General features: G+C 63.5%; 18 protein-coding genes. 15 read left to right on the top strand and 3 right to left on the bottom strand.

Annotated features, from left to right (window positions below; genetic code table 11):
* Window positions 1-90: 90 nt before the first annotated feature.
* Window positions 91-2619: a penicillin-binding protein 1A gene (locus ACFODV_RS09575; protein ID WP_379758210.1), complete on the bottom strand. Its 2529-nt coding sequence runs from the start codon at window positions 2617-2619 to the stop codon at window positions 91-93.
* A gap of 258 nt (window positions 2620-2877) precedes the next feature.
* Here ACFODV_RS09575 and pilM point away from each other — a divergent pair, with 258 nt between their 5' ends.
* From pilM to eno, 12 genes are all read left to right on the top strand, one after another.
* Window positions 2878-3936: a type IV pilus assembly protein PilM gene (pilM, locus tag ACFODV_RS09580; RefSeq protein ID WP_379758213.1), complete on the top strand. Its 1059-nt coding sequence runs from the start codon at window positions 2878-2880 to the stop codon at window positions 3934-3936.
* Window positions 3936-4526, top strand: coding sequence for a PilN domain-containing protein (locus ACFODV_RS09585; RefSeq protein WP_379758216.1), 591 nt, complete (start codon window positions 3936-3938; stop codon window positions 4524-4526). Before pilM ends, ACFODV_RS09585 begins: the two co-directional genes overlap by 1 nt.
* On the top strand, window positions 4523-5146 hold the full coding sequence (gene pilO, locus ACFODV_RS09590; RefSeq protein ID WP_379758219.1) for a type IV pilus inner membrane component PilO: 624 nt from the start codon (window positions 4523-4525) through the stop codon (window positions 5144-5146). Before ACFODV_RS09585 ends, pilO begins: the two co-directional genes overlap by 4 nt.
* Complete coding sequence (locus tag ACFODV_RS09595; RefSeq protein WP_379758222.1) at window positions 5143-5664, top strand: pilus assembly protein PilP; 522 nt, start codon at window positions 5143-5145, stop codon at window positions 5662-5664. Before pilO ends, ACFODV_RS09595 begins: the two co-directional genes overlap by 4 nt.
* An 83-nt stretch (window positions 5665-5747) precedes the next feature.
* The gene (gene pilQ / locus ACFODV_RS09600; protein WP_379758225.1) at window positions 5748-7874 is read left to right on the top strand and encodes a type IV pilus secretin PilQ; all 2127 of its coding nucleotides are present in this window, start codon (window positions 5748-5750) and stop codon (window positions 7872-7874) included.
* Entirely contained in the window at window positions 7874-8416 is a 543-nt protein-coding gene (aroK, locus tag ACFODV_RS09605) for a shikimate kinase AroK (protein WP_379758227.1), read from the top strand. Before pilQ ends, aroK begins: the two co-directional genes overlap by 1 nt.
* Before the next feature lie 4 nt (window positions 8417-8420).
* Window positions 8421-9527 carry a 3-dehydroquinate synthase gene (aroB, locus tag ACFODV_RS09610; RefSeq protein WP_379758230.1) on the top strand — a complete coding sequence of 369 codons (1107 nt, stop codon included), beginning with the start codon at window positions 8421-8423 and terminating at the stop codon, window positions 9525-9527.
* A 461-nt stretch (window positions 9528-9988) separates the two neighbouring features.
* Window positions 9989-14440: a glutamate synthase large subunit gene (gene gltB / locus ACFODV_RS09615; RefSeq protein ID WP_379758233.1), complete on the top strand. Its 4452-nt coding sequence runs from the start codon at window positions 9989-9991 to the stop codon at window positions 14438-14440.
* 199 nt (window positions 14441-14639) lie between these two features.
* On the top strand, window positions 14640-16058 hold the full coding sequence (locus ACFODV_RS09620) for an FAD-dependent oxidoreductase (RefSeq protein WP_379758236.1): 1419 nt from the start codon (window positions 14640-14642) through the stop codon (window positions 16056-16058).
* 126 nt (window positions 16059-16184) lie between these two features.
* Entirely contained in the window at window positions 16185-17840 is a 1656-nt protein-coding gene (locus tag ACFODV_RS09625) for a CTP synthase (protein WP_379758239.1), read from the top strand.
* Between the two features lie 5 nt (window positions 17841-17845).
* The gene (gene kdsA, locus ACFODV_RS09630; protein ID WP_379758242.1) at window positions 17846-18697 is read left to right on the top strand and encodes a 3-deoxy-8-phosphooctulonate synthase; all 852 of its coding nucleotides are present in this window, start codon (window positions 17846-17848) and stop codon (window positions 18695-18697) included.
* A 34-nt stretch (window positions 18698-18731) separates the two neighbouring features.
* Entirely contained in the window at window positions 18732-20024 is a 1293-nt protein-coding gene (gene eno / locus ACFODV_RS09635) for a phosphopyruvate hydratase (RefSeq protein ID WP_379758245.1), read from the top strand.
* A 491-nt stretch (window positions 20025-20515) separates the two neighbouring features.
* Here the strand turns inward: eno and fdxA are convergent, their stop codons facing one another.
* Window positions 20516-20839, bottom strand: a complete 324-nt coding sequence (gene fdxA / locus ACFODV_RS09640; protein ID WP_379758248.1) for a ferredoxin FdxA — start codon at window positions 20837-20839, stop codon at window positions 20516-20518.
* 153 nt (window positions 20840-20992) lie between these two features.
* Window positions 20993-23569 (bottom strand): DNA mismatch repair protein MutS, encoded by a 2577-nt coding sequence (mutS, locus tag ACFODV_RS09645; RefSeq protein ID WP_379758251.1) that lies wholly within the window; start codon window positions 23567-23569, stop codon window positions 20993-20995.
* Window positions 23570-23674: 105 nt separating this feature from the next.
* Between mutS and ACFODV_RS09650 the strand changes: the two genes are divergently transcribed.
* The 3 genes from ACFODV_RS09650 (at window position 23675) to ACFODV_RS09660 (ending at window position 25867) form a co-directional block, all read left to right on the top strand.
* Window positions 23675-24187, top strand: coding sequence for a CinA family protein (locus tag ACFODV_RS09650; protein ID WP_379758254.1), 513 nt, complete (start codon window positions 23675-23677; stop codon window positions 24185-24187).
* Between the two features lie 105 nt (window positions 24188-24292).
* A complete protein-coding gene (gene recA, locus ACFODV_RS09655; RefSeq protein ID WP_379758257.1) occupies window positions 24293-25357 on the top strand; it encodes a recombinase RecA in 1065 nt (354 codons plus the stop codon).
* A gap of 3 nt (window positions 25358-25360) precedes the next feature.
* Window positions 25361-25867, top strand: a complete 507-nt coding sequence (locus ACFODV_RS09660) for a regulatory protein RecX (protein ID WP_379758260.1) — start codon at window positions 25361-25363, stop codon at window positions 25865-25867.
* Window positions 25868-25904 lie beyond the last annotated feature (37 nt).

Here is a 25904-nt window from a genome sequence, read left to right on the forward strand (position 1 = left end):
GCTGCCAACAACCAGTGATCAACAAGAAGGCCGGCCCCATGGGGCCGGCCTTCTTGNGTGCGTCGCTCCTGTGTCGTGTAAGGCAGCGGCTCAGAAGATCGCCTCGTAGGACCCCGTACCCTGAGAGCCGCTGTGCTGTTCCACCTCACTCTCGACGCGGCGGGACTGGAAGCTGGGCATGTGGTCCGGATGGAAGAGTTCGCTGATGCCGCCGGTGTAGCCGTCGGGCAGCAGGCGGCCGCTATCGGCATCGACCCTAGCCGTGACCAGGGTGGCGGGACGTTCGTGTTTTGCCTCAGGACGGCCTTCCAGGGCATCCCCCATGAAGTCGATCCAGATCGGCAAGGCGGCGTTGGCGCCGTACTCGGCAGTGGTCTCGTTGTTGTCCTTGCCCACCCATACGGTGGCCACCAGCTCGGCATTATAGCCGGCGAACCAGGCATCCCGCTGGTTGTTGGTGGTGCCCGTCTTGCCGACAATATCGCTGCGGCCCAGAGACTGGGCGGCGCGGCCTGTGCCGTTTTCAATCACGTCGCGCAGCATGTCGGTCAGGATGTAGGCGGATATCGGATCCACGACCTGCGGGGCCACCGGATGCCGGCGACCGTCGATTTCGACCTCGGTCTGGCCATTGCGGCAGTCGCGGCACACCACCGCTGGGGTGGCTTCCTCGATCAGCGTGTCGTCATCGCCGCGGGTGACGCGTTCGATGAACCAGGGGGCGACCTGATAGCCGCCGTTGGCCAGCACCGCATACGCGTTGGTCATCTCCAGCGGGGTCAGGTTGGCGCTGCCCAGTGCCAGTGAGAGCCCGCGGGGTAGACGTGAGCTGGCGAAGCCGAAGCCCTCGAGGAAGTCGATGGTGGCATCGAGCCCTACCTGTTGCAGCACGCGGATGGTGACCAGGTTGCGCGAGCGTGCAAGCGCTACCCGCAGACGGGTCGGGCCGAGGAAATCACCGCTGGAGTTGCTCGGGCGCCATAGCTCGCTGCTGCCGTCCTGGATCACCACCGGAGCATCGTTGACCACGCTGGCGGCGGTCATCAGGCCGCTGTCCAGCGCTGCCAGGTAGACGAAGGGTTTGAAGATTGACCCCGACTGGCGCTGGGCCTGAACGGCGCGGTTGAATTTGCTGGCCTGGAAGCTGAAGCCGCCCTGCAGCGCCAGAATGGCGCCGGTATCGGGATCCATTACCACTAGAGAGCCCTCGGCATCGGGGCGTTGGGCCAGGCGCAGGCTGCCATCCTCGAGTTCCAGCACGCGTACCAGATCGCCATTGGCGGCGATCTCTGCAGCGGAGCCGGGCTCCGGGCCGCGTGACTGCGCACTGCGATAGGCGCGTGCCCAAGAGAGGCCATCCCATGCGATGGTGCGCAACTCCCCGCCGCGGGTTAGTACCCGCATCTCGCGGCCGCTGCTCTCCACCACAATGGCGGGCTGCAGCGGGCCGAAGCCCGGCGTGCGCTCCAGCACCTGCAACCAGTTGCTGACGTCTCCCTCGATGCCCTCGATCTCCGTCTGACTGCGCTCAGCGGCTAGCTGGGCGGTCTCCAGGATCTCGGGAGACTCGTCCAGTTCTTCTTCCAATCCACGCCGGTCGGTTCGCGCCTGGGCTTCCACCAGGCTGGCGGGGAGATCGCGCTCCTCAGCGCCCCGCCACCCGTGTCGGGTATCGTAAGCGATCAGGCCATTGGCCAGAGCGCTACGAGCAAAGGGCTGCAGGTCGCCGTCCAGAGTGGTGTGAATGCGATAGCCGCCGGTATAAGCCTCATCGCCAAAGCGCTCCACAGCGAACTGACGGGCCATTTCGGCAACGTAGTCGGCGTCTACCTCGGTCCGAGCGATATAGCCACGGGCAGTGATCGGTGCCTGGACCGCCTCGTCATAAGTGACCGGATCGATATAGCCAAGCTCCCGCATGCGGTAAAGAATCCAGTTGCGGCGGATCAGCGAGCGCTCCGGGTTGGCTAGCGGATTGAAGGCCGAGGGTGCCTTCGGCAGGCCGGCGATCATCGCCTTCTCGGCCAGGGTCAGATCGGCCAGTGGCCGGTTATAGTAGGTCTCTGCGGCAGCGGCGATACCGTAGGCGCGGTTGCCGAGGAAGATCTTGTTGACGTATAGCTCAAGAATCTCTTCCTTCGGGAGTACCTGTTCCATTTGCAGCGCCAGCAGGATCTCGCGGATCTTGCGCGTGAAGGTTCGGTCCAGCGTCAGCAGGTAGTTGCGCGCCACCTGCATGGTGATGGTGGAACCCCCCGACTGAATCTCCCCGCCGCTGGAGGCCAGCTCGAGGCCGGCGCGGGCCAGGCCCCTGGGGTCGACCCCCCTGTGTTCGAAGAAGTTGGCATCCTCGGCAGACAGCAGCGCCTGGATGAAGTCCTCCGGGATCTCGTCGAAATCAACCGGCATGCGGCGCTCCTCACCAAACTCGCCGATCAGCTTGCCGTTTCGGGTGAAGATGCGCAGGGGGGAGTGAAGCTCAAAGTCCTGAAGCTGGCGCACATCGGGCAGCCCAGGGGCGAAGTAAAGGGCGGCGCCCACCACCCCCAGGGTCACGGCCGCGGTGAGTGATATCAGCAGCCAGAACAGGGAAAAAAGCAACGTTCTGATAAACATCATGAAATGGCAGTATCCATGCAGAGAACTGAGGCGTGTCGATGGCGATGCGTTGAAAAGATTGAAACGCTATTATAGGAAGTTAGACAAGGGGTCACCAGCGTTGAGGGAGCGGGTTTGCGGTTAGCCGTGTCGGGATCGGCAATATCATGTAACCTCAACTTACAGGAGTCAGTCCTCGGGGCTCAGCCGCCTCCTGTTTTGAGGGGTGAGCGTAACAACAAGCGGCAATCCGCATGGATCAGCAAGGGCAGGATCGAGATGCGATTCGGAGCATCCAGCAAGGGATTGATCGGTGTCGATATCACTTCGGCAACCGTAAAGCTCGTGGAACTCAGGCGCGCTGGCGCCAGCTATCAGGTTGAAAGCTATGCGGTGCGGCCTTTGCGAGAAGGCGCCGTGGTCGAACGGCGAATTCAAGACATGGGGGAGGTAGTAGATGCCCTCTCCCGCGCGGTGCAGCAGGCCAAGCCTCATTCCCTACGCGCCGTGGTGGCTGTGCCCGCCAGCGCTGCCATTACCAAGACACTGATTCTACCCGCCTCGCTCAGCGACGACGAAATCGAAACCCGCATCCAGTTAGACTCAGACAAACATATTCCGTTTCCGTTCAGCGAGGTTGCCTTCGATTTTCAGCGGCTGGGTCTCAACGCGCGCTACGCCGACCAACAGGATGTGTTGTTGGTGGCATGTCGCCAGCAGGATGTCAGTCAGTTGACTGATGCCCTGATCCAGGGAGGGTTGACCCCCGCGGCGGTGGACGTTGAAACCTTCGCCATGGAGCGTGCCTTCACCGAAGTGCGCCATCAGTTGCCTCAGCTGGCCGGTGAGGAGGACTGCGTCGCCCTGGTGGACATTGGCGCCACGATGAACACCTTCCACGTGCTGCGCGACGGGCGTGTCGTCTACAGCCGAGACACGGTTTTCGGCGGCCGCCAGCTTACCGATGAGATCCGCAACCGCTACGGCCTGAACCTTGATGAGGCTGGCCTTGCCAAGAAGCGTGGTGGTCTGCCCGAGGACTATCAACGCAGCGTGCTAGACCCCTTCCTGGATACCCTGGTACAGCAGGTCGGGCGTTCGCTACAACTTTACTATACCGCGGGCCGCAAGCAGGAGGTGCGCCGTATGGTGCTGGCTGGCGGCACCAGCATGCTGCCGGGCCTGGCCGAGCGGCTGGCACAGGAGAGCGGCATGGAGGTCTCCATCGCCAACCCCCTGGCGCGGATGAAGGTCAACACTCGCATCGACGTGCAGACGCTTTCCGGTGATGCTCCGGCGCTGCTGACCGCCTGCGGCCTGGCGATGAGGTCCCGCTGATGACGATCGAGATCAATCTGCTGCCCTGGCGCGAGGAGCTTCGCGCTCGCCGCAGCAAGCGCTTCTTCGTGACCTTGGGGTTGGCCGCTGTGCTTGGCCTCGGAGGCGGCTACGGACTGACCTGGTACTACGAGCAGGAAACCGCTTCCCAGCAGCAGCGCAACGCCCATATCCAAGATCAGAGTCGCCAGCTCGATGATGATATTCGCGAGGTCAGCGAGCTGGAGGCGATCCGCGAGGAGATGCTGGAGCAGGTGCGTGTGTTTACCGAGCTGCAGATGGGGCGCGCACAGACCGTTCACGTGCTCGGCGACTTGACGACCAGTCTGGTGGACGGTGTGTACTACACCCAGCTCAATCGGCAGGGTAATAGCCTGCGTCTGGCCGGCTTAGCCGAGAACAATCGCCAGGTTTCCGACCAGCTAAGGGCCCTGGATGCCGCGGACTCCTTCACGGTGCCGGTACTCTCGGAAGTGGAGGCCGAGGGGGGCGGCGAGCAGCGCCGCTTTAGTCTTAGCATGAATCAGCAGCTCCCCGCAGCCGTGAAAGATAGTGAGGAAAGCCAGGCCTCGGTGGAGGAGGGTTCATGAGCCTCAAGGGAGAGATGCGTCGTCTGCGTGAGCTGGACTGGCGAGAACTGGATATCAAGGAAGCCGGCGTTTGGCCCTGGTCCCTGCAGCTGCTTTGTTGCCTGCTGGTGCTGGGCGTGACCGTTTTTGGCATGCATTGGTACCTGGCGTCACCCGCCAAGGAAGAGCTGGACCGCGTGCGAGGCCAGGAGGCGCAGCTGATCCGCGACTACCGCAGCAAGGCGGCTCAGGCGGCTAACCTGGAGGCGATGCGTGAGGATATGCAAAATCTTGAGAGCCGGATGGAGGTACTTCGCGAGATGTTGCCCACCGGCGCCGAGGTGCCGTCGCTCCTCGATAACATCAGTGAGGCGGCGATCGATAACCAGCTCTCCATCGACTTTCTCCGTCTGCGTGATCCCATAGCGGATGAGCATTACACCGAGCGCCCCTTCGATATTCAGGTCAAGGGCGACTACCACCGCATCGCGACTTTCCTGGCTGATGTGGCCAGTCTGCCGCGTATTGTGACTCTCCATGACATGACGCTGGTGGTCGATGATGGCGACAGCCAGCGCCTGCGGCTGGCGATGCTGGCACGGACCTACAGCTACCGCCAGAGTGAGGAGGGCACGCAATGATCCATGCCAACCGTATTTTGGCGGCACTGGTCGCCGCGCTGCTGCTGGGCCTGGCAGGATGTGCCGATCCTCAGTTGGGGGCGCTAGATCGTGAGCTCGCCGACATTCGAAGCAATCCTGGGCCGACAGCTGATGTGCAGCTGCCTGATATTCCGGATTATGAGTCGGTGGGCTATCTAGCATCGGACCAACGCAGCCCTTTTGTTCCACGTCAGGTCGATGAGCAGCGCGAAGCGCCCTCTGGGGGGAGTCTCGCCCCGCCGGTGGATCGCCAGCGCGAGCCATTGGAAGCCTACGATTTAAGCGAACTCGAGCTGGTGGGCACCCTGACAGTGAGTGGACAGCCCTCGGCGCTGGTGCGCTCTCCGGAAGGTCAGGTACATCGTTTACGAACAGGTAGCTATCTCGGAACCGATCATGGCCGAATCGTCGGCATTACCGAGAGTTCCATCCTGCTTGTCGAGCTGGTCATGGAGCGAGGTGAGTGGGTAGAGCGCAGTCGGCAGGTCACACTTTGATAAGTATCTGAGTCAGGACACATCATCATCGCGCCAGGTGGAATGAACAGTGCGTAAGGGGGAAGGGAACAATGCTACCGATCATGAAGCGCGGATTTGCGACACTCTTACTGCTGACGGTCTCCGTCGGCGCTCTGGCGGCCACGTCTCTTGAGGGGCTCGACTTCCGGCAAGGCAGCGGAGGAGAGCTGGAGGTTGACCTGTCATTCGCAGGCCCGGTACCGGAGGTGCGCGGCTACCGTCTCGACGATCCGGCGCGGTTGACGATTGACCTGATGGAGACCGCCAACCGCCTTGGCCAGCGCAACTATGCCCTGGGCATTGGCGGCGTGCAGCGGGTCACCGCGCTTGAGGCCGGCTCTCGCACCCGGCTGGTATTCGATCTCGAAGGTCCGCTGCCCTATAACACCCGTGAGCAGGGCAATCGTCTGCGCCTGGCCATCGGTGGCGGTGCGGCCGATACCGGGGTGGCGCCTGTTTCCGCGTCTTCTCCGGCCCCGGTTGCCAGCGAGCCGGCCCCCAGCCGAACCGTCGCGAGTGGCCCCAGCGTCGAGAATATCGACTTCCGCCGCGGCGAGGGCGGCGCCGGGCGCCTGGTGGTCACCTTCGACCGCGCTGGAGTGGATGCCCGGGTTCGCGAAAGCGGCCGCAACCGGATCACCGCCGATCTGCGGGGCGTGGAGCTGCCGGTCTCTCTGGACCAAGTCTATGACGTCAGCGACTTCGGCACGCCGCTTCGCCGCGTCACTCCTCGGAGGGGCCGCGACGGTGTGACCCTCGAGATCGAAGGGGCTGGCGACTATGCCATGGTCTCTACACAGAGCGGCCGCCAGCTGACCATCGAGGCCCAGCCGGTGACCCAGCAGGAGCGCGAACAGCGAGTCCGCGAGCAGTTCTCCTACACCGGCGAGCGCATCACCCTTAATTTCCAGGACATCGAGGTGCGCTCGGTGCTGGCGATTATCGCCGATTTTACCGGACTCAACCTGGTGGCCAGCGACAGCGTCCAGGGGCGGGTGACGCTCAACCTCGAGGATGTGCCCTGGGATCAGGCCCTTGACCTGGTGCTCAAGAGCCACGGTCTGGCCAGCCGTCAGGAGGGCAACGTGATTGTGGTGGCCCCGGCGGCCGAGCTGGCCCAGCGCGAGCAGCTCGAGATCCAGTCTCGTGAGCAGATTGAAACCCTGGCACCGCTGACAAGCGAGTATGTCCAAGTGCGCTATGCGCGAGCCGAGGACCTGGCAGAGCTTCTCAGGGTTGAAGGTGGCTTCGGTCTGCTTTCCGAGCGGGGTCGGGTAGCGGTGGATCAGCGCACCAACACCCTCCTGATACAGGACACCGCCGACCAGATCGACGAGATCCTGCGTACCTTGGTCCGCCTTGATGTGGCGGTGAGACAGGTGCAGATCGAGGCGAGAATTGTCATCGCCAGCGACAGCGCCTCTCGTGAGTTGGGTGTCAACTGGGGCATGTCGAGTAATTCCAGTAGTCGATTTAATCTCGGTGGTTCTTCAGCAGGTGCTCCCAGGGCGACCTTTGGTGATGATTTCTTAGGCCAGCGTGAAAGCAGGGGTCAGTTTACAGGCTTTTATGACACTCCTGATGGAGAGGTTTTCCAGCGGGGTGGGCTTGCGGTGGACTTGGGTGGAGCTAATCCTATGACCAGCTTTGCCTTCGGCTATCTCTCAGGAGATATTTTGCTTGACCTGGAGCTGAGAGCTCTGGAGAGCGAGGGTAAGAGCTATACTATTTCCCAGCCGCGAGTGATTACCGCCAACCAGCGTACCGCCGTGATCAAGCAGGGCCAGGAGCGGGCCTATCGCGAAGCGGCGGCCAGCGGTGCCTCGGCCGTCGAGTTCAAGGAGGCGGTGCTGTCGCTGGAGGTGACCCCGCAGATCACCCCGGATAACCGCATCATCATGGACGTCAATATCACCAACGACACCTTCGGCGAGTTCAGGGTCGGTGAAGAGCCGCCAATCAACAAGAACGAGATCCAGACCCAGGTGCTGGTCGATAATGGGGAGACCGTGGTGCTGGGCGGCATTCTGCAGACGGAGGAGCTTAGCAGCTTATCCAAAACTCCCTTCCTGGGCGACTTGCCGGTACTGGGAAAACTGTTCCGCTATACCCAGCAGAGCAACGAGAAGGTAGAGTTACTGGTCTTTATCACCCCTAGAATACTGGATGAGGGAGTGGTCCTTCGCTAATGCAGGCACTACCCAACCTGATACTGATCGGCCCCATGGGGGCCGGCAAGAGCACCATCGGCCGCCTCCTGGCGGCCGAACTTTCTCGCGACTTCTTCGATAGCGACCACGAGATTCAGGCGCGCTGCGGCGCCGATATTCCGTGGATTTTCGACGTGGAGGGCGAGGCCGGCTTTCGCGATCGTGAGACCCAGATGATCGATGAGCTGACCCAGCTCGAGGGCGTGGTGATCGCTACCGGCGGTGGTGCTGTGCTACGCGAGGAGAACCGCCAGATGCTGCGCGAGCGTGGCACCGTCATCTACCTGTTTACCACCGTCGAGCAACAGCTCAGGCGCACCGCAAAGGATCGCAACCGGCCCCTGCTGCAGCGGCCGGACAAGGAAGCGGTGCTGCGCGAGATGTTCGGCGTGCGCGACCCCCTCTACCGTGCCACCGCCGATGTCACCGTGCGCACCGATCGCCGTGGCCCCCGGGCCGTGGTCAACGATATCGTCAGGCGTGTCACCCGGCTGGTCGACCCCCTCCAATGCAAGGCATAAATCCATGAGCGAGACTCCCATCGGTTCCCGTACCCTCGAGGTATCCCTGGGCGAGCGCAGCTATCCCATCCATATTGGCCCCGGTCTGCTGGGTGAGCCGGACGCATTGGCTCCTTGGCTGGCCGGCCGTCAGGTCATGGTCGTCACTAACGAGGTGGTGGCACCTCTGTATCTCGCGCGCTGCCGAGCCTCGCTGCCTGCCGACGCCGAGGTGCGCGAGCTGGTGCTACCCGACGGCGAGGCCACCAAGACCCTGGAAAGCGTGTCGCGCATCTGGGACGCCCTCCTCGAGGCGGGCTTCAATCGCCGCTGCACCTTGATCGCCCTGGGCGGCGGGGTAATCGGGGACATGGTCGGCTTTGCGGCGGCCTGCTACCAGCGCGGCGTGGCCTTCATCCAGGTCCCCACCACGCTGCTTTCCCAGGTGGACTCTTCGGTGGGCGGCAAGACCGGGGTCAACCACGCGCTGGGCAAGAACATGATCGGCGCTTTCTGGCAGCCTCGGGCGGTGCTGATCGACACCGAGACCCTGGAGACGCTCCCGGCGCGGGAGTTCTCGGCGGGGCTCGCCGAGGTGATCAAGTACGGTCTGATTCGCGACGCCGACTTTCTTGGCTGGCTTGAGGGCGCCATGGAGGACCTGCGCGCCCTTGAGCCGATGGCACTGATCCGTGCCATCGAGTGCAGCTGTGCCTTGAAGGCGGAGATCGTCGCCGAGGACGAGACCGAGCAGGGCGTGCGTGCGCTGCTCAACCTGGGGCACACCTTCGGTCACGCCATCGAAGCGCACCAGGGCTATGGTAAGTGGCTGCACGGGGAGGCGGTAGGAGCCGGTATGCTGATGGCGGCTGAGCTTTCGGCCCGGCTTGGCTGGCTCGATGAGGCCGAGGTGTCTCGGGTGCGAGATATTCTTTTGGCGGCGGCTCTGCCGCTGTCGGTGCCTGCCGATATGTCGGTGGAGGACTTCCTGGTCCGCATGCGTCTGGACAAGAAGAATATCGATAGCAGGTTGCGACTGATTCTGCTGCGTTCGTTGGGCGATGCCTGCCTCTCCCACGAGACGACGCCCGAGCTGCTGGAAGCCCTGATCGAAGCGTTCCCACGCGCCTGACGCTCCGCTGGTTCTGCTATCTCGACCTGAGTTCTGACGCCCGCACGATGGTTTGCGGGCGTCGTCATTGGTGGGCGGCGTTTGTCGCCGAGCTCCTCTTTGCTCCCCTCTCCAGGCGATAATCCGCATGCCATATGCGTTATCAGCATGGAGCGGTCTCGCCGAATGCAGCTAAAGTCTAATAGTGCGCTCGGGCCGTTGAAATTACGTCTATGCCATTTGCAAGTTGTTGAGTTGCGTGCTTTTTTTGATTGGCCTGTTTTTTCAAGTAGCGGATTTTTGGGTATTTTTTGTCTGGGCAGGTGGTCGCAACGTTGCGCATTTCCGGGCCGATTGACTATGCTGGACGGCCTTTTGCCGTGCAGCTCCGTCGTCCATACCAAGGCACAAAATTAAAATAAAACCTGAAACCGTATCACGATACGGCTGCAGAAAAAACACCCTATCTTCGAGGCGCGCCAATGAACAGAGGTCTCCACCAGCCCGGCGAATTCCGTGACAACTGCGGTTTCGGCCTGATTGCCCACATGGAGGGCCGAGCTAGCCACCAGCTGCTCACGACCGCCATCGAGTCGCTGACCTGCATGACCCACCGCGGCGGCATTGCCGCCGATGGCAAGACCGGTGACGGCTGCGGTTTGCTGCTGAAGATGCCAGACGTCTTCATGCGCCAGGCCGCCCATGACGCTCTCAATGTCGAACTGGGCGAGCGCTTTGCGGTGGGCGTGGTGTTCCTGCCCGACGACGACATCCGCGCCGAGAAAGCCGGCGATATTCTCGAGGGAGAGCTGCGAGCCCGCGGCCTTGTGATTCGCGGCTGGCGCGACGTGCCGGTGGACCCCAGCGTTTGTGGCCCCATGGCCCTCGAGTGCCTGCCGCGGATCCGGCACCTGTTTGTCGAGCCGGGCAAGAACGGGAGCGCCGAGACCTTCGAGGTTGACCTGTTCATGGCTCGCCGCCTGGCCGAGCAGACCCTGACAGACGAGCCGGAGTTCTATGTCTGCTCGCTTTCCGCGGAAGTGGTCTCCTACAAGGGGCTGGTGATGCCGGTAGACCTGCCGGCCTTCTACCGTGACCTGGGTGATGAACGCCTGGAGACCGCCATTTGCGTCTTCCATCAGCGCTTCTCGACCAATACCGCGCCGCGTTGGCCTCTGGCTCAGCCGTTCCGGCTGCTGGCCCACAACGGCGAGATCAACACCATCGAGGCCAACCGCGGCTGGGCCAACTCCCGCAAGGAAAATTTTGTCTGCGAGCGCCTGCCCGACATCGAAGGGCTCGACGAGATCGTCAATACCGTCGGCTCTGACTCCTCGAGCATGGACAACATGCTCGAGGTGCTGCTGACGGGTGGCATGGAGCTACACCGTGCCGTGCGCATGATGGTGCCGCCGGCCTGGCAGAACGTTGAGTTGATGGATAGCGATCTGCGCGCTTTCTACGAGTACAACTCCATGCACATGGAGCCCTGGGACGGCCCCGCCGGTGTGGTGATGACCGACGGCCGCCAGGCGCTCTGTATGCTCGACCGTAACGGACTGCGCCCGGCCCGCTGGGTGATTACCAAGAACGGCTTTATCACCCTGGCGTCGGAGATCGGCACCTACGATTACAAGCCCGAGGATGTGGTGGCCAAGGGCCGAGTGGGCCCCGGACAGATTCTCGCCGTGGATACAGAGACCGGTGAAGTCCTGCACACCAGTGACATCGACGCGCGCCTGAAGTCGGCCTATCCCTACAAGCGTTGGCTGAAGCAGGAGGCCCACTACCTCGAGTCGGCCCTGACCGAACTGGCCAGTTTCCAGAACATGGACGTCGACGCCCTCAACGTCGCCCAGAAGATGTTCCAGGTGAGCTTCGAGGAGCGCGATCAGATGCTGCGCCCGCTGGCCGAGAGCGGCCAGGAGGCGGTGGGTTCCATGGGTGACGACACGCCCATGGCGGTGCTCTCCGGTAAGCAGCGGCTTCTCACCGACTACTTCCGCCAGAAGTTCGCCCAGGTGACCAACCCGGCCATCGACCCGCTGCGCGAGGCGATCGTGATGTCCCTGGAGACCTGCATCGGCACCGAGCGCAACGTCTTCAAGGCGACTCCGGAACACGCCCACCGCATCATCTTGACCACGCCGGTGCTGTCGCCGCGCAAGTTCACCGCCTTGGTAGAACAGGAAGATCCCGCCTTCGCCAGTCAGGTGTTGAGCCTGGGCTATGACCCGGAACAGATGGGATTGAAGGCGGCGCTTCAGGCGCTCTGCCGTCGGGCCGAGGAGGCCGTAAGAGCCGGCAAGGTGATCATGGTGCTATCCGACGCCACCCTCGCGCGTGGCGAGCTGCCGATCCATGCCGCTCTGGCCGTTGGGGCCGTCCACAACCACCTGGGTCGGCTGGCGCTGCGCCCTCGGGCCAACATCGTGGTGGAGACCGGCTATGCTCGCGATGCCCACCAGATGGCGGTGCTGTTCGGGGTGGGGGCGACCGCGGTCTTCCCGTGGCTCGCCTATCAGGTGATGGCCGACATGCAGCGCACCGGCGAGCTCACCGGTAATCCCGCCGATGCCCGTGAGAACTACCGTAAGGGTCTGCAAAAGGGGCTCTTCAAGATCCTCTCCAAGATGGGAATCTCGACCCTGGCCTCCTACCGCGGCTCTCAGCTGTTCGAGGCGGTGGGCCTGGCCGATGAGGTGATGGAGCTGTGCTTCACCGGGATGGCTTCGCGCATCCAGGGCACCGGCTTCGCCGAGCTGCAGCTGCAGCAGGAGTGGTTGGCCCGCGACGCCTGGACGCCGCGCAAGGGCATTGCCCAGGGCGGGCTGTTCAAATACGTCCACGGCCACGAGTATCACGCCTATAACCCCGACGTGGTGATGTCGCTGCAGCAGGCCGTGCAGGAAGGCAGCTATGCCAAGTGGAAGACGTTTGCCGCCCTGGTCAACGAGCGTTCCCCGGCGACGCTTCGCGACCTGCTGAGGCTCAAGCCGGCCGCCGAACCGCTCCCGCTTGAGGAGGTTGAGGCGGTTGAAGATCTGCTCCCACGGTTTGATAGCGCCGGTATGTCGCTGGGGGCATTGTCGCCTGAGGCCCATGAATCCCTGGCCCAGGCCATGAACGAGGCCGGAGGGCGCTCCAACTCCGGCGAGGGCGGCGAGGATCCGGCCCGTTACGGCACCATCCGCTCCTCCAAGATCAAGCAGATCGCCTCCGGCCGCTTCGGCGTGACGCCGGCCTACCTGGTCAATGCCGAGGTCCTGCAGATCAAGGTGGCCCAGGGTGCCAAGCCGGGCGAAGGCGGCCAGTTGCCCGGTGGCAAGGTCAACGAGCTGATCGCCCGGCTGCGTTACGCAGTGCCCGGCGTGACCCTGATATCGCCGCCACCGCATCACGACATCTACTCCATCGAGGATCTGGCCCAGCTGATCTTCGATCTCAAGCAGGTCAATCCCGATGCCCTGGTCTCGGTGAAGCTGGTCTCCGAGCCCGGCATCGGTACCATCGCCACCGGCGTGGCCAAGGCCTATGCCGACCTGATCACGGTCTCGGGCTACGATGGCGGCACCGCGGCGAGTCCGATGACCTCCATCAAGCACGCCGGCTCTCCCTGGGAGCTGGGTCTGCCCGAGGTACATCAGGCGCTACGCATCAACGGCCTGCGTGACAAGATTCGCCTGCAGACTGACGGCGGCCTCAAGACGGGCCTCGATGTGGTCAAGGCGGCGATCCTTGGTGCCGAGAGCTTCGGTTTCGGCACCGCGCCCATGGTCGCTCTGGGCTGCAAGTACCTGCGCATCTGCCACCTGAACAACTGTGCCACCGGCGTGGCCACCCAGGACGATTACCTGCGCGGCGAGCACTTCCGTGGCACCGTCGATATGGTCAAACACTACTTCCGCTTTATCGCCGAGGAGGTGCGCGAGCTGATGGCCCTGCTTGGCGTGCGCCGGCTCACCGACCTGATTGGTCGCACCGATTTGCTCGAGGTGCTCGAGGGGGTGACCGCCTCCCAGCGCAAGCTCGACCTGACTCCGCTGCTCGGCAACGACTTCGTGCCGGCCGAGGCTCCCCAGTTCTGCCAGGTGAGCCGCAATGTGCCCCATGATCCGGGCGCCAAGAACCAGGAGGTACTGGCCGCTTTCCAGAATGCCATTGAGGCGAAATCCGGGGGTGAGGTTGCCTTCACCATCACCAACTGCGACCGCAGCGTGGGGGCGCTGACGTCTGGTGCCATCGCCAAGCGCTATGGCGAGGCGGGACTCGAGGATGCCCCGGTGACCGCGCGCTTTACCGGCGTGGCCGGCCAGAGCTTCGGTGTATGGAATGCCCGCGGTCTCAACCTCTATCTGGAGGGCGACGCCAACGACTATGTCGGCAAGGGCATGAACGGCGGCAAAGTAGTGATTACCCCGCCCAAGGGCAGTCGCTTTGCCAGTCACGAGACGGCCATCGTCGGCAACACCTGCCTGTACGGCGCCACCGGTGGCAAGTTGTTCGCGGCGGGCACCGCCGGCGAGCGCTTCGGGGTGCGTAACTCCGGCGCTCATGCGGTGATCGAGGGAGTCGGTGACCACTGCTGCGAGTACATGACCGGTGGCATGGTCTGCGTGCTCGGCGAGACCGGGGTCAACTTTGGCGCGGGCATGACCGGCGGCTTCGCCTATGTGCTCGATGAGGACCGCAGTTTCGTCGACAAGTACAACCACGAGTTGGTTGAGATCCACCGCGTGAACACGGAAACCATGGAGGCCTATCGTCGCCACCTGCGCGAGGTCATCGAAGAGTTCGTTGCCGAGACCGATTCCCCGCGGGGCCACGCGATTCTCGAGGACTTCAGCGACTTCACTCGCCACTTCTGGCTGGTGAAGCCCAAGGCGGCAAGCCTGAACAGCCTGTTGGCCCAATCCCGGCGTCAGCCGGAATAAGAGGCGGCGTCAGCCGGAATGAGTGAGCCCCGGCGCCAGCCCGAGTAACGAATCGGCGTCAGCCGGAATGGCCGCGGCGTCAGCCGGGATGAGGCAGGTGGCTTCAGTCCGGTTGGTGCCCTCGACGACAGGTGAATATCGCCCCGGCGGACTCCAGGCCCGAGCCGGGGCGGCCGACAGGATTTCCAGGAGAAGCATTATGGCAAACCGTCTGAGCAACGATTTCCAGTTTATCGACGTGGGTCGCCAGGACCCGCAGAAGAAGGATGCCCGCGCCCGCTCGCGGGAGTTCGCCGAGATCTACGAGCCCTACAAGCCCCAGGATGCGGCCAGCCAGGCCCACCGCTGCCTGCACTGCGGCAACCCCTACTGCGAATGGAAGTGCCCGGTTCATAACTACATTCCCAACTGGCTGCAGCTAGTCAGCGAAGGCAATATCCTCGAGGCCGCCGAGCTTTCCCACAAGACCAACTCGCTGCCCGAGGTGTGTGGTCGGGTCTGTCCCCAGGACCGACTCTGCGAAGGGGACTGCACTCTCAATGATGGCTTCGGTGCCGTGACCATCGGATCGGTGGAGAAGTACATCACCGATACCGCCTTTGCCATGGGCTGGCGCCCGGACATGTCCCGGGTAACCTGGACTGATAGAAAGGTGGCGATTATCGGCGCCGGGCCGGCGGGGTTGGGCTGCGCAGACATCCTGGTGCGCAACGGCGTGAAGCCGGTGGTGTTCGACCGCAATCCGGAAATCGGCGGCCTGCTGACCTTCGGCATCCCCGAGTTCAAGCTCGAGAAGAGCGTGATGGAGCGTCGTCGGGCGGTGTTCGAGGAGATGGGCATCGAGTTCCGCCTTAATGCCGAGGTAGGTCGCGATGTGACCATCGAGCAGCTGCTCGATGAGTACGACGCGGTGTTCATGGGCATGGGCACCTACAAGTACATGGAGGGCGGCTTCCCCGGCGAGAACCTGGCCGGGGTTCACAAGGCGCTCGACTACCTGATCGCCAACGTCAACCACTGCCTGGGCTTTGAGAAGGACCCTGCCGAGTACATCTCCTTCAAGGGTCAGCGCGTGGTGGTGCTGGGCGGTGGTGATACCGCCATGGACTGCAACCGCACCGCGATTCGCCAGGGCGCCACCCAGGTCTCCTGCGCCTATCGCCGCGACGAGGAGAACATGCCGGGCTCGCGCAAGGAGGTAGCCAATGCCCGTGAGGAGGGCGTGGAGTTTCTGTTCAACCGTCAACCGGTGGCGGTGGTGGGCGAGGGCAAGGTGGAAGGCGTGAAAGTGGTGCGCACCCGCCTCGGCGAGCCGGACGAGAACGGCCGTCGTCGCCCTGAGGTGGTGCCGGGGTCCGAGGAGGTGATTCCCGCCGACGCGGTGGTCGTCGCCTTCGGCTTCCAGCCCGACCCGCCCGCCTGGTTCAACGACCATGGTATCGCGATCGACGAGCGCGACAGGGTCAAGGCGCCGGAGCATGGCGCTCTGCCGTTCCAGACCACCCACGAGAAGATCTTCGCTGGCGGCGACATGGTGCGTGGCTCCGACCTGGTGGTGACGGCTATTTACGAGGGACGCCAGGCCGCCGAGGGCATCCTCGATTATCTGGGCGTCTGAGTCTTCTTCGGCCAACCGCCGGGCGGTTGGCCGAAATTGAGCCATTGGTCGTATTCTGCTAGTCTGTCGTCCCATTCTGGTGCGGCTTTCTGCCGAGCCTCATGATCACGTTTCGACAGGTTCTCCATGACACGATATATCTTCGTGACCGGCGGCGTTGTGTCCTCTCTTGGCAAGGGCATCGCGTCAGCCTCGCTGGCGGCGATTCTCGAGGCGCGCGGCCTCAAGGTCACCATGCTCAAGCTCGACCCTTACATCAACGTGGATCCGGGCACCATGAGCCCCTTCCAGCACGGCGAGGTATTCGTCACCGAGGATGGCGCCGAGACGGACCTCGATCTGGGTCACTACGAGCGCTTCATCCGTACCAAGATGACCCAGCGCAACAACTTCACCACGGGCCGCGTCTACGAGAATGTGCTGCGCAAGGAGCGTCGCGGCGATTACTTGGGCGGTACCGTGCAGGTGATTCCCCATATCACCGACGAGATCAAGCGCCGGGTGTATGAGGGGGGCGAGGGCTTCGACGTGGCGCTGGTGGAGATTGGCGGCACCGTGGGCGACATCGAGTCGCTGCCCTTCCTGGAGTCGATTCGCCAGATCAGGAGCGAGTTAGGAGCCAGCCGAGCACTCTTCATGCACCTTACGTTAGTGCCTTACATAAAGACGGCAGGGGAGACCAAGACCAAGCCGACTCAGCACAGCGTCAAGGAACTGCGCTCCATCGGTATCCAGCCGGATATCCTGATCTGCCGCAGCGAGGTAGAGCTCGAGGAGACCGAGCGCCGCAAGATCGCGCTGTTCACCAACGTGGAAGAGCGCGCGGTCATCCCGCTGCAGGATGCCGACACCATTTATCGCATCCCGCTGATGCTCCACGAGTATGGCCTGGACGAGATCGTCTGTGACAAGCTGCGCCTCACGGCCGATGAGGCCGATCTCAACGAGTGGATCAAGGTACTTGACGCCAAGCTCAACCCGCTCAAGTCGATCAACATCGTCATGGTCGGCAAGTACATGGAGCTGCTCGACGCCTACAAGTCGCTCAACGAGGCGCTGATCCATGCCGGCATCCAGACCCGGGTCAAGGTCAACGTCGACTACATCGACTCGGAGGACATCGAGCGCCACGGCACCGATCGCCTGGCCGGCAAGGATGCCATCCTGGTGCCCGGCGGCTTCGGCGAGCGCGGCGTTGAAGGCAAGATCGCCACGGCGCGATTCGCCCGGGAGAACAAGATTCCCTATCTCGGGATCTGCCTCGGCATGCAAGTGGCGGTGATAGAGTTCGCCCGCAGCCTGCCCGGCTGGGAAGACGCTGATTCCACGGAGTTTACCCATGACACTCAGCATCCAGTGGTGGGCCTGATCACCGAGTGGATCACCCCCGAAGGTAAGATCGAACTGCGCGACGCGGCCTCCGACATGGGTGGCACTATGCGACTGGGCGGCCAGGTATGCCGCCTGAAAACCGGCAGCAAGGCCCGGCAGGCATACGGAAGCGACGAGATCGTTGAGCGACATCGGCACCGTTATGAGGTCAATAACCAGTTTATCGAGGAGCTCGAGCAGGCGGGCCTGTTGGTGTCCGGCAAGAGCGTCGACAACTCCCTGGTGGAGATGGTTGAGCTGCCTGACCATCCCTGGTTCGTGGCCTGCCAGTTCCATCCCGAGTTCACCTCCACCCCCCGCGATGGCCACCCGCTGTTTACCGGTTTCGTCAACGCGGCGCTGGAGCACAAGGCGGCGCGCACTCGCGCCCAGTCCTCCCACCAGGAGTGAGCCGGATGAGCGCACCCGAACGACATGTTTCCATTGCCGGCCTTCAGGCCGGCAATTCGTTGCCGCTGATGCTGTTCGGCGGCATTAACGTGCTGGAATCCCGCGAGATGGCCCTGGAGGTTGCCGAGACCTACGTCGAGGTAACGAATCGGCTGGGCATGCCCTATGTCTTCAAGGCGAGCTTCGATAAGGCCAACCGCAGCTCCATTCACTCCTACCGCGGCCCGGGCCTCGAGAAGGGGCTCGAAATCCTCGCTGAGGTGAAGTCCCGCTTCCAGGTGCCGATCATCACCGATGTTCACGAGCCCTGGCAGGCCGCGCCGGTGGCCGAGGTGGCCGATATCATCCAGCTGCCCGCCTTCCTGGCTCGTCAGACCGATCTTGTCGTGGCCATGGCTCGGACCGGGGCGGTGATCAACATAAAGAAACCCCAGTTTCTCGCTCCCCACGAGATGCGCCACATCATTCGCAAGTGCGAGGAGGCCGGCAACGACCGAGTGATTCTCTGCGAGCGCGGCTCCAGCTTCGGTTACAACAACCTGGTGGTGGATATGCTCGGCTTCGGCGAGATGAAGCAGACCGGCCGCCCGGTGTTCTTCGACGTCACCCATTCGCTGCAGCGCCCGGGAGGGCGCGCCGACAGCGCCGATGGCCGCCGTCAGCAGGTGGCCGAGCTGGCTCGGGCGGGCGTGGCCGTGGGGCTGGCCGGCCTCTTCCTGGAGGCCCATCCGGCCCCGGATGCGGCGCTGTGCGATGGCCCCTGCGCGCTACCGCTGGACAGGCTCGAGCCCTTCCTGACCCAGCTCAAGGCCATCGACGACGTGGTGAAGGGCTTCGCGCCGCTCGACATCCAATAATATTTTATCGCTGACACAACTGAGGAAGACTCGCATGACCAAGATCGTCGACATTCGTGCCCTCGAGGTGCTCGATTCCCGCGGCAACCCTACCGTCCAGGCCGAGGTGCATCTGGAGAGCGGTGCTGTGGGCGAGGCCTGTGCCCCCAGCGGCGCCTCTACCGGCTCCCGCGAGGCCCTCGAACTGCGTGACGGCGATAATAGCCGCTATCTCGGCAAGGGCGTGCTGAAGGCGGTCGAGGCGGTCAACGGGGTTATTCGGGAGTGTTTGGTCGGCATGGATGCCCGCGACCAGCGCGGCCTGGACGACGCCATGCTGGCGCTGGACGGCACCGACAACAAGGGTCAGCTCGGCGCCAATGCCATCCTGGCGGTCTCCCTGGCGGCCGCCAAGGCAGCGGCCAACGCCAAGGGCATGCCGCTCTATGCCCATATCGCCGAGCTTTACGGTCAGCCGGGCCAGTACAGCATGCCGGTGCCGATGATGAATATTCTCAACGGCGGCGAACATGCCGACAACAACGTCGATATCCAAGAGTTCATGGTCCAGCCGGTGGGCGCCCCCAACTTTCGCGAGGGCCTGCGCATGGGCGCCGAGATCTTTCATGCGCTGAAGAAGGTGCTCAGCGCTCGAGGATTATCCACGTCGGTGGGTGACGAGGGCGGCTTCGCTCCGAACCTGGCCTCCAACGCCGAAGCGCTCGCTGTCATCAAACAGGCAGTGTCGAATGCCGGCTATGCGCTGGGCCGCGACGTGACACTGGCCCTGGACTGCGCCTCCTCGGAGTTCTACAAGGACGGCCAGTACGATCTCGCCGGGGAGGGCAAGCAGTATGACGCCCAGGGCTTCACCGACTACCTGGCCGGCCTGTGCGACGACTATCCCATCGTCTCCATCGAGGATGGCATGGACGAGTCCGACTGGGGCGGCTGGAAAGCGCTGACCAACAAGCTGGGCGATCGCGTCCAACTGGTAGGCGATGACCTGTTCGTCACCAATACGAAGATCCTCAAGCGCGGGATCGACGAGCGGATCGGCAACTCCATCCTGATCAAGTTCAATCAAATCGGCTCGCTTTCCGAGACCCTGGACGCCATCAGGATGGCCCAGGATGCCGGCTTCACCGCGGTGATTTCGCATCGCTCCGGCGAAACCGAGGACACCACTATCGCGGATCTCGCTGTGGGTACCTGCGCCGGCCAGATCAAGACCGGTTCGCTGTGCCGTAGCGATCGGGTAGCCAAGTACAATCGCCTGTTGGTGATTGAGCGTGAGCTCGGCGATCGTGCCGCCTATCCGGGGCTTTCGGCCATAAAGGGCCAGTAAACCAGGGTTGCCTTTCGCGGGATTCCGTGTAGGAAATCGCCGACATTTGATCGACGATATTGACTCAGTATCAGACGGAAGACCGACGCCGAAGGCGCCGGTCTTTTTTTATATAATTGATATTGATGAGTTTTATGGGCTTTCTCTCTTGTGGCGTTCGATTGAGGTGGCGAGGAATGCGCCACCGGTCGTGCTTGTGTTGCATTGCAGCTCTGCCAGAATGAGCTCGGGACAAGGAGAGACAGCAGTGGTCCTCCAGCAGGATGCAACGGGATGCTTGAAGTGATGCGTTCGGTGCGGCAGGAGGCCGCTTCCGGGCAGGGAAGACATCACGGGAGTCGGGCGGAAGGAGCCGCTCAAGGAACGGCTTGGAGCTGGCGGCCTACGGGCCGCCTTTTTTGTTTAGGTGTTCTCCTGGCAGTTATGAATAGAAGCGACGACGCCGAATGTCGAGAGACATTCGGCGTCGTCGCTTCTGGGCGATGGCGTGCTCAGCGTTCCAGCTTCTCCAACTTGCCGGGCTTGCCGTCCCACTCTTCGGCATCGGGCAGCGGGTCCTTCTTCTCGCTGATATTGGGCCACACCTCGGCGAGTTCCGCGTTGATCTCGATGAAGGGCTCCTGTCCTGCGGGCAGTTCATCCTCCGAGAAGATTGCCTCGGCGGGGCACTCCGGCTCGCAAAGGGCGCAGTCAATGCACTCGTCGGGGTGGATCACCAGGAAGTTGGGTCCCTCGTAAAAGCAGTCCACCGGGCAGACTTCGACACAGTCGGTGTATTTGCACTTGATGCAGTTCTCGGTGACGACGAACGTCATGCCACTCTCCCTTCCTCGGGCCGGCGTCGCTCGGCCGCTGTGGATAGTTGATTAAATGGTTATAACAGCCAATTTTTTTATACTGGGGCGGCGGTGAATCTGACCATTCTAGTCGCGCCCCCAGTAGCGCCGCAAGAGAAGTAGGGGGTGCCGTCACAGAGACTCCCGCCAGCGGTAGAGCAGCTCCAGCGCTTGGCGCGGCGTCAGCTCGTCCAGAGCGAGGCCGCCGAGCTCCTCCATCAGCGGGTGCGGCGCGCTGGCGAAGAGGTCGCTCTGTTGTGGCTGGGGAGCGCCGCCAAGGCGCTCGCTGCTCCTGCTGCCCTGGTCGATCTCCTGCTGTTCCAACTGGGCGAGTTTCTCTCGAGCCCTGGCGATCACTGCCTGGGGTACGCCGGCCAGCTGGGCCACCTGCAGGCCGTAGCTCTGGCTGGCAGGGCCATCCTTTACTCTGTGCATGAAGACAATGCCGTCCTTGTGCTCGGCCGCCGTCAGGTGCACGTTGGCCACGCCCTCGGCCTGCTCGGGCAGGGCGGTCATCTCGAAGTAGTGGGTGGCGAACAGCGTGAAAGCGCGAGTGCGGGTCAGCTGCTCGGCACTGGCCCAGGCCAGTGATAGACCGTCGAAGGTACTGGTGCCGCGGCCGATTTCGTCCATCAGCACCAGGCTGTGGTCGGTGGCGTTGTGCAGGATGTTGGCGGTTTCGGTCATTTCCACCATGAAGGTGGAGCGGCCGCCGGCCAGGTCATCCGAGGATCCGATACGAGTGAAGATGCGGTCCACCGGACCGATCTCGGCGGCGTCGGCCGGCACGAAGCAGCCGGTATGAGCCAGCAGAACGATCAGCGCCGCCTGGCGCATGTAGGTGGACTTGCCGCCCATATTGGGCCCGGTGATCACCAGCATGCGTCGATCATCGCCCATGAACAGGTCATTGGGCACGAAGGGGGCGTCGCTGACATGCTCTACCACCGGATGGCGACCGCCGCGGATGGCGATACCCGGTGCCTCAGCCAGCCGGGGTCGCACGAAATCCAGCGCCTGGGCCCGCTCGGCGAAGGCGCACAGCACATCCAGCGAGGCCAGCGCCCGGCCGCTGGCCTGCAGGGCGTCGAGCTCGGCGTTTAGGGTATCGAGCAGGCTGTCGTAGAGCAGCTTCTCCCGGGCCAGGGCGCGGGACTTCGCCGACAGGGCCTTGTCCTCGAACTCCTTGAGCTCGGGGATGATGAAGCGCTCGGCGTTTTTCAGGGTTTGGCGGCGCACGTAGTCCGCCGGGGCGTCCCGGGCTTGGGCGCGGGGAATCTCGATGAAGTAGCCGTGCACGCGGTTGTAGCCCACCTTGAGGTTGGGCAGGCCGGTGCGCTCGCGCTCGCGGGTCTCCAGCTTCACCAGGTAGTCGCCGGCGTGTTCGGCCAGCCCGCGGTATTCGTCGAGTTCGGCGTCGAAGCCTCCGGCGATTACCCCGCCCTCGCGGATCACTACCGGCGGGTTCTCCATCAGGGCGCGGGTCAGGGTGTCAGCCAGTTCGGGATAGGGGCGGATATGGCGCCTGAGTTCATCCAGGGACGTGCCTTCGGCATAGTCGTCAAGCGCCCCTTCGAGCGCCGGCAGGACGTTGAAGGCGTCGCGAAGCCGGGCCAGGTCCCTTGGGCGAGCGCTGTAGAGGGCGACTCGGGCCAGGATGCGCTCCACGTCACCGATCGCCTTGAGCGACTCGCGAAGCACCACGAAGCCTTCGGCCTCCAGCAGCAGTGCCACTGCGGACTGGCGCCCCTGTACGCGCTCGCGGTCGCGTAGCGGTCGATTTAGCCATCGCTTGAGCAGCCGTGACCCCATGGCGGTAGCGGTGGTGTCGAGCACGCTGGCCAGAGTGTTGTCGACGGTGCCGCCCAGGTTGATGTCGATCTCCAGGTTGCGGCGGCTGGCGGCGTCGATGACCACGGCGTCGTCGCGGCTCTCCACACCGATGGCGGTGACGTGGGGCAGCCCCGAGCGCTGGGTGTCGCGGGCGTACTCGATCAGCACGCCGGCGGCGGTAAGAGCGGCGCTGAGGTGGGCGCAGCCGAAGCCGCGCAGGTCCTGGACCTGGAACTGGTCGCACAGCAGGCGAGTGGCGCTCTCAAGGTCGAAAAGCCAGTCTCCCTGGCGACGCAGCCCGCGCTTGCCGTCCAGCGCCGGCGGTAAGGCCAGGCTCTCGGCCACCAACAGCTCGGCAGGGTCGAGGCGCTGCAGCTCGGCGAGCATTTCGCCTTCGCCTTCCACCTCCAGCACGCTGAAGCGCCCGCTGGAGAGCTCTAGCCAGGCCAGGCCGACACGCTCGCCGGCGGCGTGCACGGCCACCAGCAGGTTGTCGCGGCGGGCATCAAGCAGGGCCTCGTCGTAAAGGGTGCCGGGGGTGACGATGCGCACGACGCGGCGATCTACCGGGCCTTTGCTGGTGGCCGGGTCTCCGACCTGCTCGCAGATCGCCACCGATTCGCCGGCGGCCACCAGGCGTGCCAGATACCCCTCGGCGCTGTGGTAGGGCACGCCGGCCATGGGGATCGGCTTGCCGACGGACTGCCCGCGCTGGGTCAGGGTGATGTCGAGCAGTGCGGCGGCGCGGCGGGCGTCGTCGAAGAAGAGCTCGTAGAAGTCGCCCATGCGGTAAAAGAGCAGCACGTCGGGGTGTTCGCGCTTGATCTTCAGGTACTGGGCCATCATCGGCGTTTGGGGGGGGCTGGCCTGTGACATCGCGGATCCCTGTTGAGGCTCTGCACTCGCTGGCAAAAGCCAGTATTCTACCGTCCAGGCATCGACTTCGTCAGGAGCGATTGCAGATGACTCAGGAGGCCACCCATGTCCCATTCCGCTGCCAGCCTTGCCAATCTCGACCTCAACACCTTGGCCGAGCGCCTTGGCCGGCTATGTCGAGAGCAGGGCGTGATGATCACCTGCGCCGAGTCGTGCACCGGCGGTGGAGTGGCCAGCGCCATCACCTCAGTGGCCGGCAGCTCCGACTGGTTCGAGACCGGCTATGTGACCTACTCCAACGCCGCCAAGTCTCGTCTGTTAGGCGTGTCCGAGGCGCTGCTCGAGACTCACGGTGCGGTCAGCCGCGAAGTGGTCGAGGCAATGGTGGCCGGCGCTTGTCGCGATAGTGGCGCGGCGCTTGGCGTGGCGATCAGCGGCGTGGCCGGTCCCGGTGGCGGCAGTGCCGAGAAGCCGGTGGGCACCGTTTGGCTTGCCTGGGGCAATGATCAAGACGCCGAGGCCGAATGCCATCGCTATTCGGGCGACCGCTTCGCCGTGCGCGAGCAGGCGGTGCGAGAATCGCTGGTCGGGTTGGTCCGCCGCCTCGAGGCCCGCTGAGCCCTACCCGTATCCGGGCGGAATTTACACTGGTCCTGCCGGACCTTTTTCGCCATAATACTGTGCAGTCATACAGTATTTTATACCCCGATCAGGAGATCCGACATGGCTCAGGATGACAATCGCTCCAAGGCGCTGAATGCCGCGCTATCTCAGATTGAGCGCCAGTTTGGCAAGGGCACCGTGATGCGTCTTGGCGACGCTCCACGCGTGGTCATGCCCTCGATCTCCACCGGCTCGCTGGGTCTCGATATCGCCCTGGGCATCGGTGGCGTACCGCTGGGTCGGGTGGTCGAGATCTTCGGTCCGGAGTCCTCGGGCAAGACCACCTTGTCACTGTCAGTGATTGCCCAGGCGCAGAAGCAGGGCAAGACCTGCGCCTTCATCGACGCCGAGCACGCATTGGATCCGAGCTACGCCGAGAAGCTCGGCGTCAACCTGGATGACCTGCTGGTCTCCCAGCCCGATAACGGCGAGCAGGCCCTGGAGATCTGCGACATGCTGGTGCGCTCCGGCGGCGTCGACGTGATTGTCATCGACTCGGTCGCGGCGCTGACACCTCGCGCCGAGATCGAGGGCGAAATGGGCGACTCCCACGTCGGCCTGCAGGCCCGCTTGATGTCCCAGGCGCTGCGCAAGATCACCGGCAACATCAAGAATGCCAACTGCATGGTGGTATTCATCAACCAGATCCGCATGAAGATCGGCGTGATGTTTGGCAGCCCCGAGACCACCACCGGCGGTAACGCACTGAAGTTCTATGCCAGCGTGCGTCTGGACATTCGCCGCACCGGCTCGGTGAAGCAGGGCGACGAAGTCACCGGCAACGAGACCCGCGTCAAGGTGGTCAAGAACAAGGTGGCCCCGCCGTTCCGACAGGCCGAGTTTCAGATCCTCTACGGCAAGGGCATCTATCACGCCGGCGAGGTGGTAGATCTCGGCGTGCAGTGCAAGCTCGTCGACAAGGCCGGTGCCTGGTACAGCTACCAGGGCAACAAGATTGGCCAGGGCAAGGCCAATGCCGCCCAGTTCCTCGAGGATAATCCGGCCATCATGGAGGAGATCGAGAGCCAGATCCGCACTCAGTTGCTCGCTCCGGTTGAGCCCAAGAAGGAAGATGCCAAGGAGGCGGTGCCCGCCGAGAATGACCGCGATGACGAGCTGCTCTAACCCATGAACGCTAAGGCGCCAGGCGACTCCACGCCCAGGGAGGATGCCCTTCGTCTGCTGGCTCGGCGCGAGTATTCCCGCGCCGAGCTGGTCAGCAGGCTCTCGGCGAAGGCCCATGGCGTGGACGCCATCGCCGAGTGCCTCGACGCCCTGGCCGAGCAGGGCCTGCAGTCCGATGAACGCTTCGCCGAGAGCTTCCTGCGCTCGCGCATCATGCGTGGCCAGGGGCCGCTGAAGATCCGTCAGGCGCTTTCCCAGCGTGGTATCGAGCGCGAACTGATTCGCACCGTGTTCGCACAGGCGCAGGGGGACGAGCAGGGGGGCGAGCAGGGTGGAGCCGACTGGTTCACTCTGGCCTGCGAGATCCTTGCCCGGCGCTTCTCTGGCCCTGGCGATACCCCCCGTGAGCGTGCCCGGCGCGAGCGCTTTCTGGCCGGCCGAGGTTTCGATTTCGATCAGGTTCGCTATGCTCTGTCGCACGCCTGGGATGACCCCTCTTCCCAGGATTGAGGCGGAGCGCCTCTACAGTCCCTTGACAGCTGCGCTA

Source organism: Halomonas tibetensis, assembly GCF_042643535.1.
Lineage (GTDB): Bacteria > Pseudomonadota > Gammaproteobacteria > Pseudomonadales > Halomonadaceae > Halomonas > Halomonas tibetensis.

Coding starts and splice junctions, on each gene's coding strand:
- pilQ (WP_379758225.1), top strand. CDS start 5,748: ATGAAGCGCGGATTTGCGACACTCTTACTGCTGACGGTCTCCGTCGGC.
- kdsA (WP_379758242.1), top strand. CDS start 17,846: ATGAGCGCACCCGAACGACATGTTTCCATTGCCGGCCTTCAGGCCGGC.
- ACFODV_RS09625 (WP_379758239.1), top strand. CDS start 16,185: ATGACACGATATATCTTCGTGACCGGCGGCGTTGTGTCCTCTCTTGGC.
- ACFODV_RS09575 (WP_379758210.1), bottom strand. CDS start 2,619: ATGATGTTTATCAGAACGTTGCTTTTTTCCCTGTTCTGGCTGCTGATA.
- eno (WP_379758245.1), top strand. CDS start 18,732: ATGACCAAGATCGTCGACATTCGTGCCCTCGAGGTGCTCGATTCCCGC.
- pilM (WP_379758213.1), top strand. CDS start 2,878: ATGCGATTCGGAGCATCCAGCAAGGGATTGATCGGTGTCGATATCACT.
- ACFODV_RS09660 (WP_379758260.1), top strand. CDS start 25,361: ATGAACGCTAAGGCGCCAGGCGACTCCACGCCCAGGGAGGATGCCCTT.
- pilO (WP_379758219.1), top strand. CDS start 4,523: ATGAGCCTCAAGGGAGAGATGCGTCGTCTGCGTGAGCTGGACTGGCGA.
- ACFODV_RS09650 (WP_379758254.1), top strand. CDS start 23,675: ATGTCCCATTCCGCTGCCAGCCTTGCCAATCTCGACCTCAACACCTTG.
- gltB (WP_379758233.1), top strand. CDS start 9,989: ATGAACAGAGGTCTCCACCAGCCCGGCGAATTCCGTGACAACTGCGGT.
- mutS (WP_379758251.1), bottom strand. CDS start 23,569: ATGTCACAGGCCAGCCCCCCCCAAACGCCGATGATGGCCCAGTACCTG.
- ACFODV_RS09585 (WP_379758216.1), top strand. CDS start 3,936: ATGACGATCGAGATCAATCTGCTGCCCTGGCGCGAGGAGCTTCGCGCT.
- recA (WP_379758257.1), top strand. CDS start 24,293: ATGGCTCAGGATGACAATCGCTCCAAGGCGCTGAATGCCGCGCTATCT.
- ACFODV_RS09620 (WP_379758236.1), top strand. CDS start 14,640: ATGGCAAACCGTCTGAGCAACGATTTCCAGTTTATCGACGTGGGTCGC.
- fdxA (WP_379758248.1), bottom strand. CDS start 20,839: ATGACGTTCGTCGTCACCGAGAACTGCATCAAGTGCAAATACACCGAC.
- aroK (WP_379758227.1), top strand. CDS start 7,874: ATGCAGGCACTACCCAACCTGATACTGATCGGCCCCATGGGGGCCGGC.
- ACFODV_RS09595 (WP_379758222.1), top strand. CDS start 5,143: ATGATCCATGCCAACCGTATTTTGGCGGCACTGGTCGCCGCGCTGCTG.
- aroB (WP_379758230.1), top strand. CDS start 8,421: ATGAGCGAGACTCCCATCGGTTCCCGTACCCTCGAGGTATCCCTGGGC.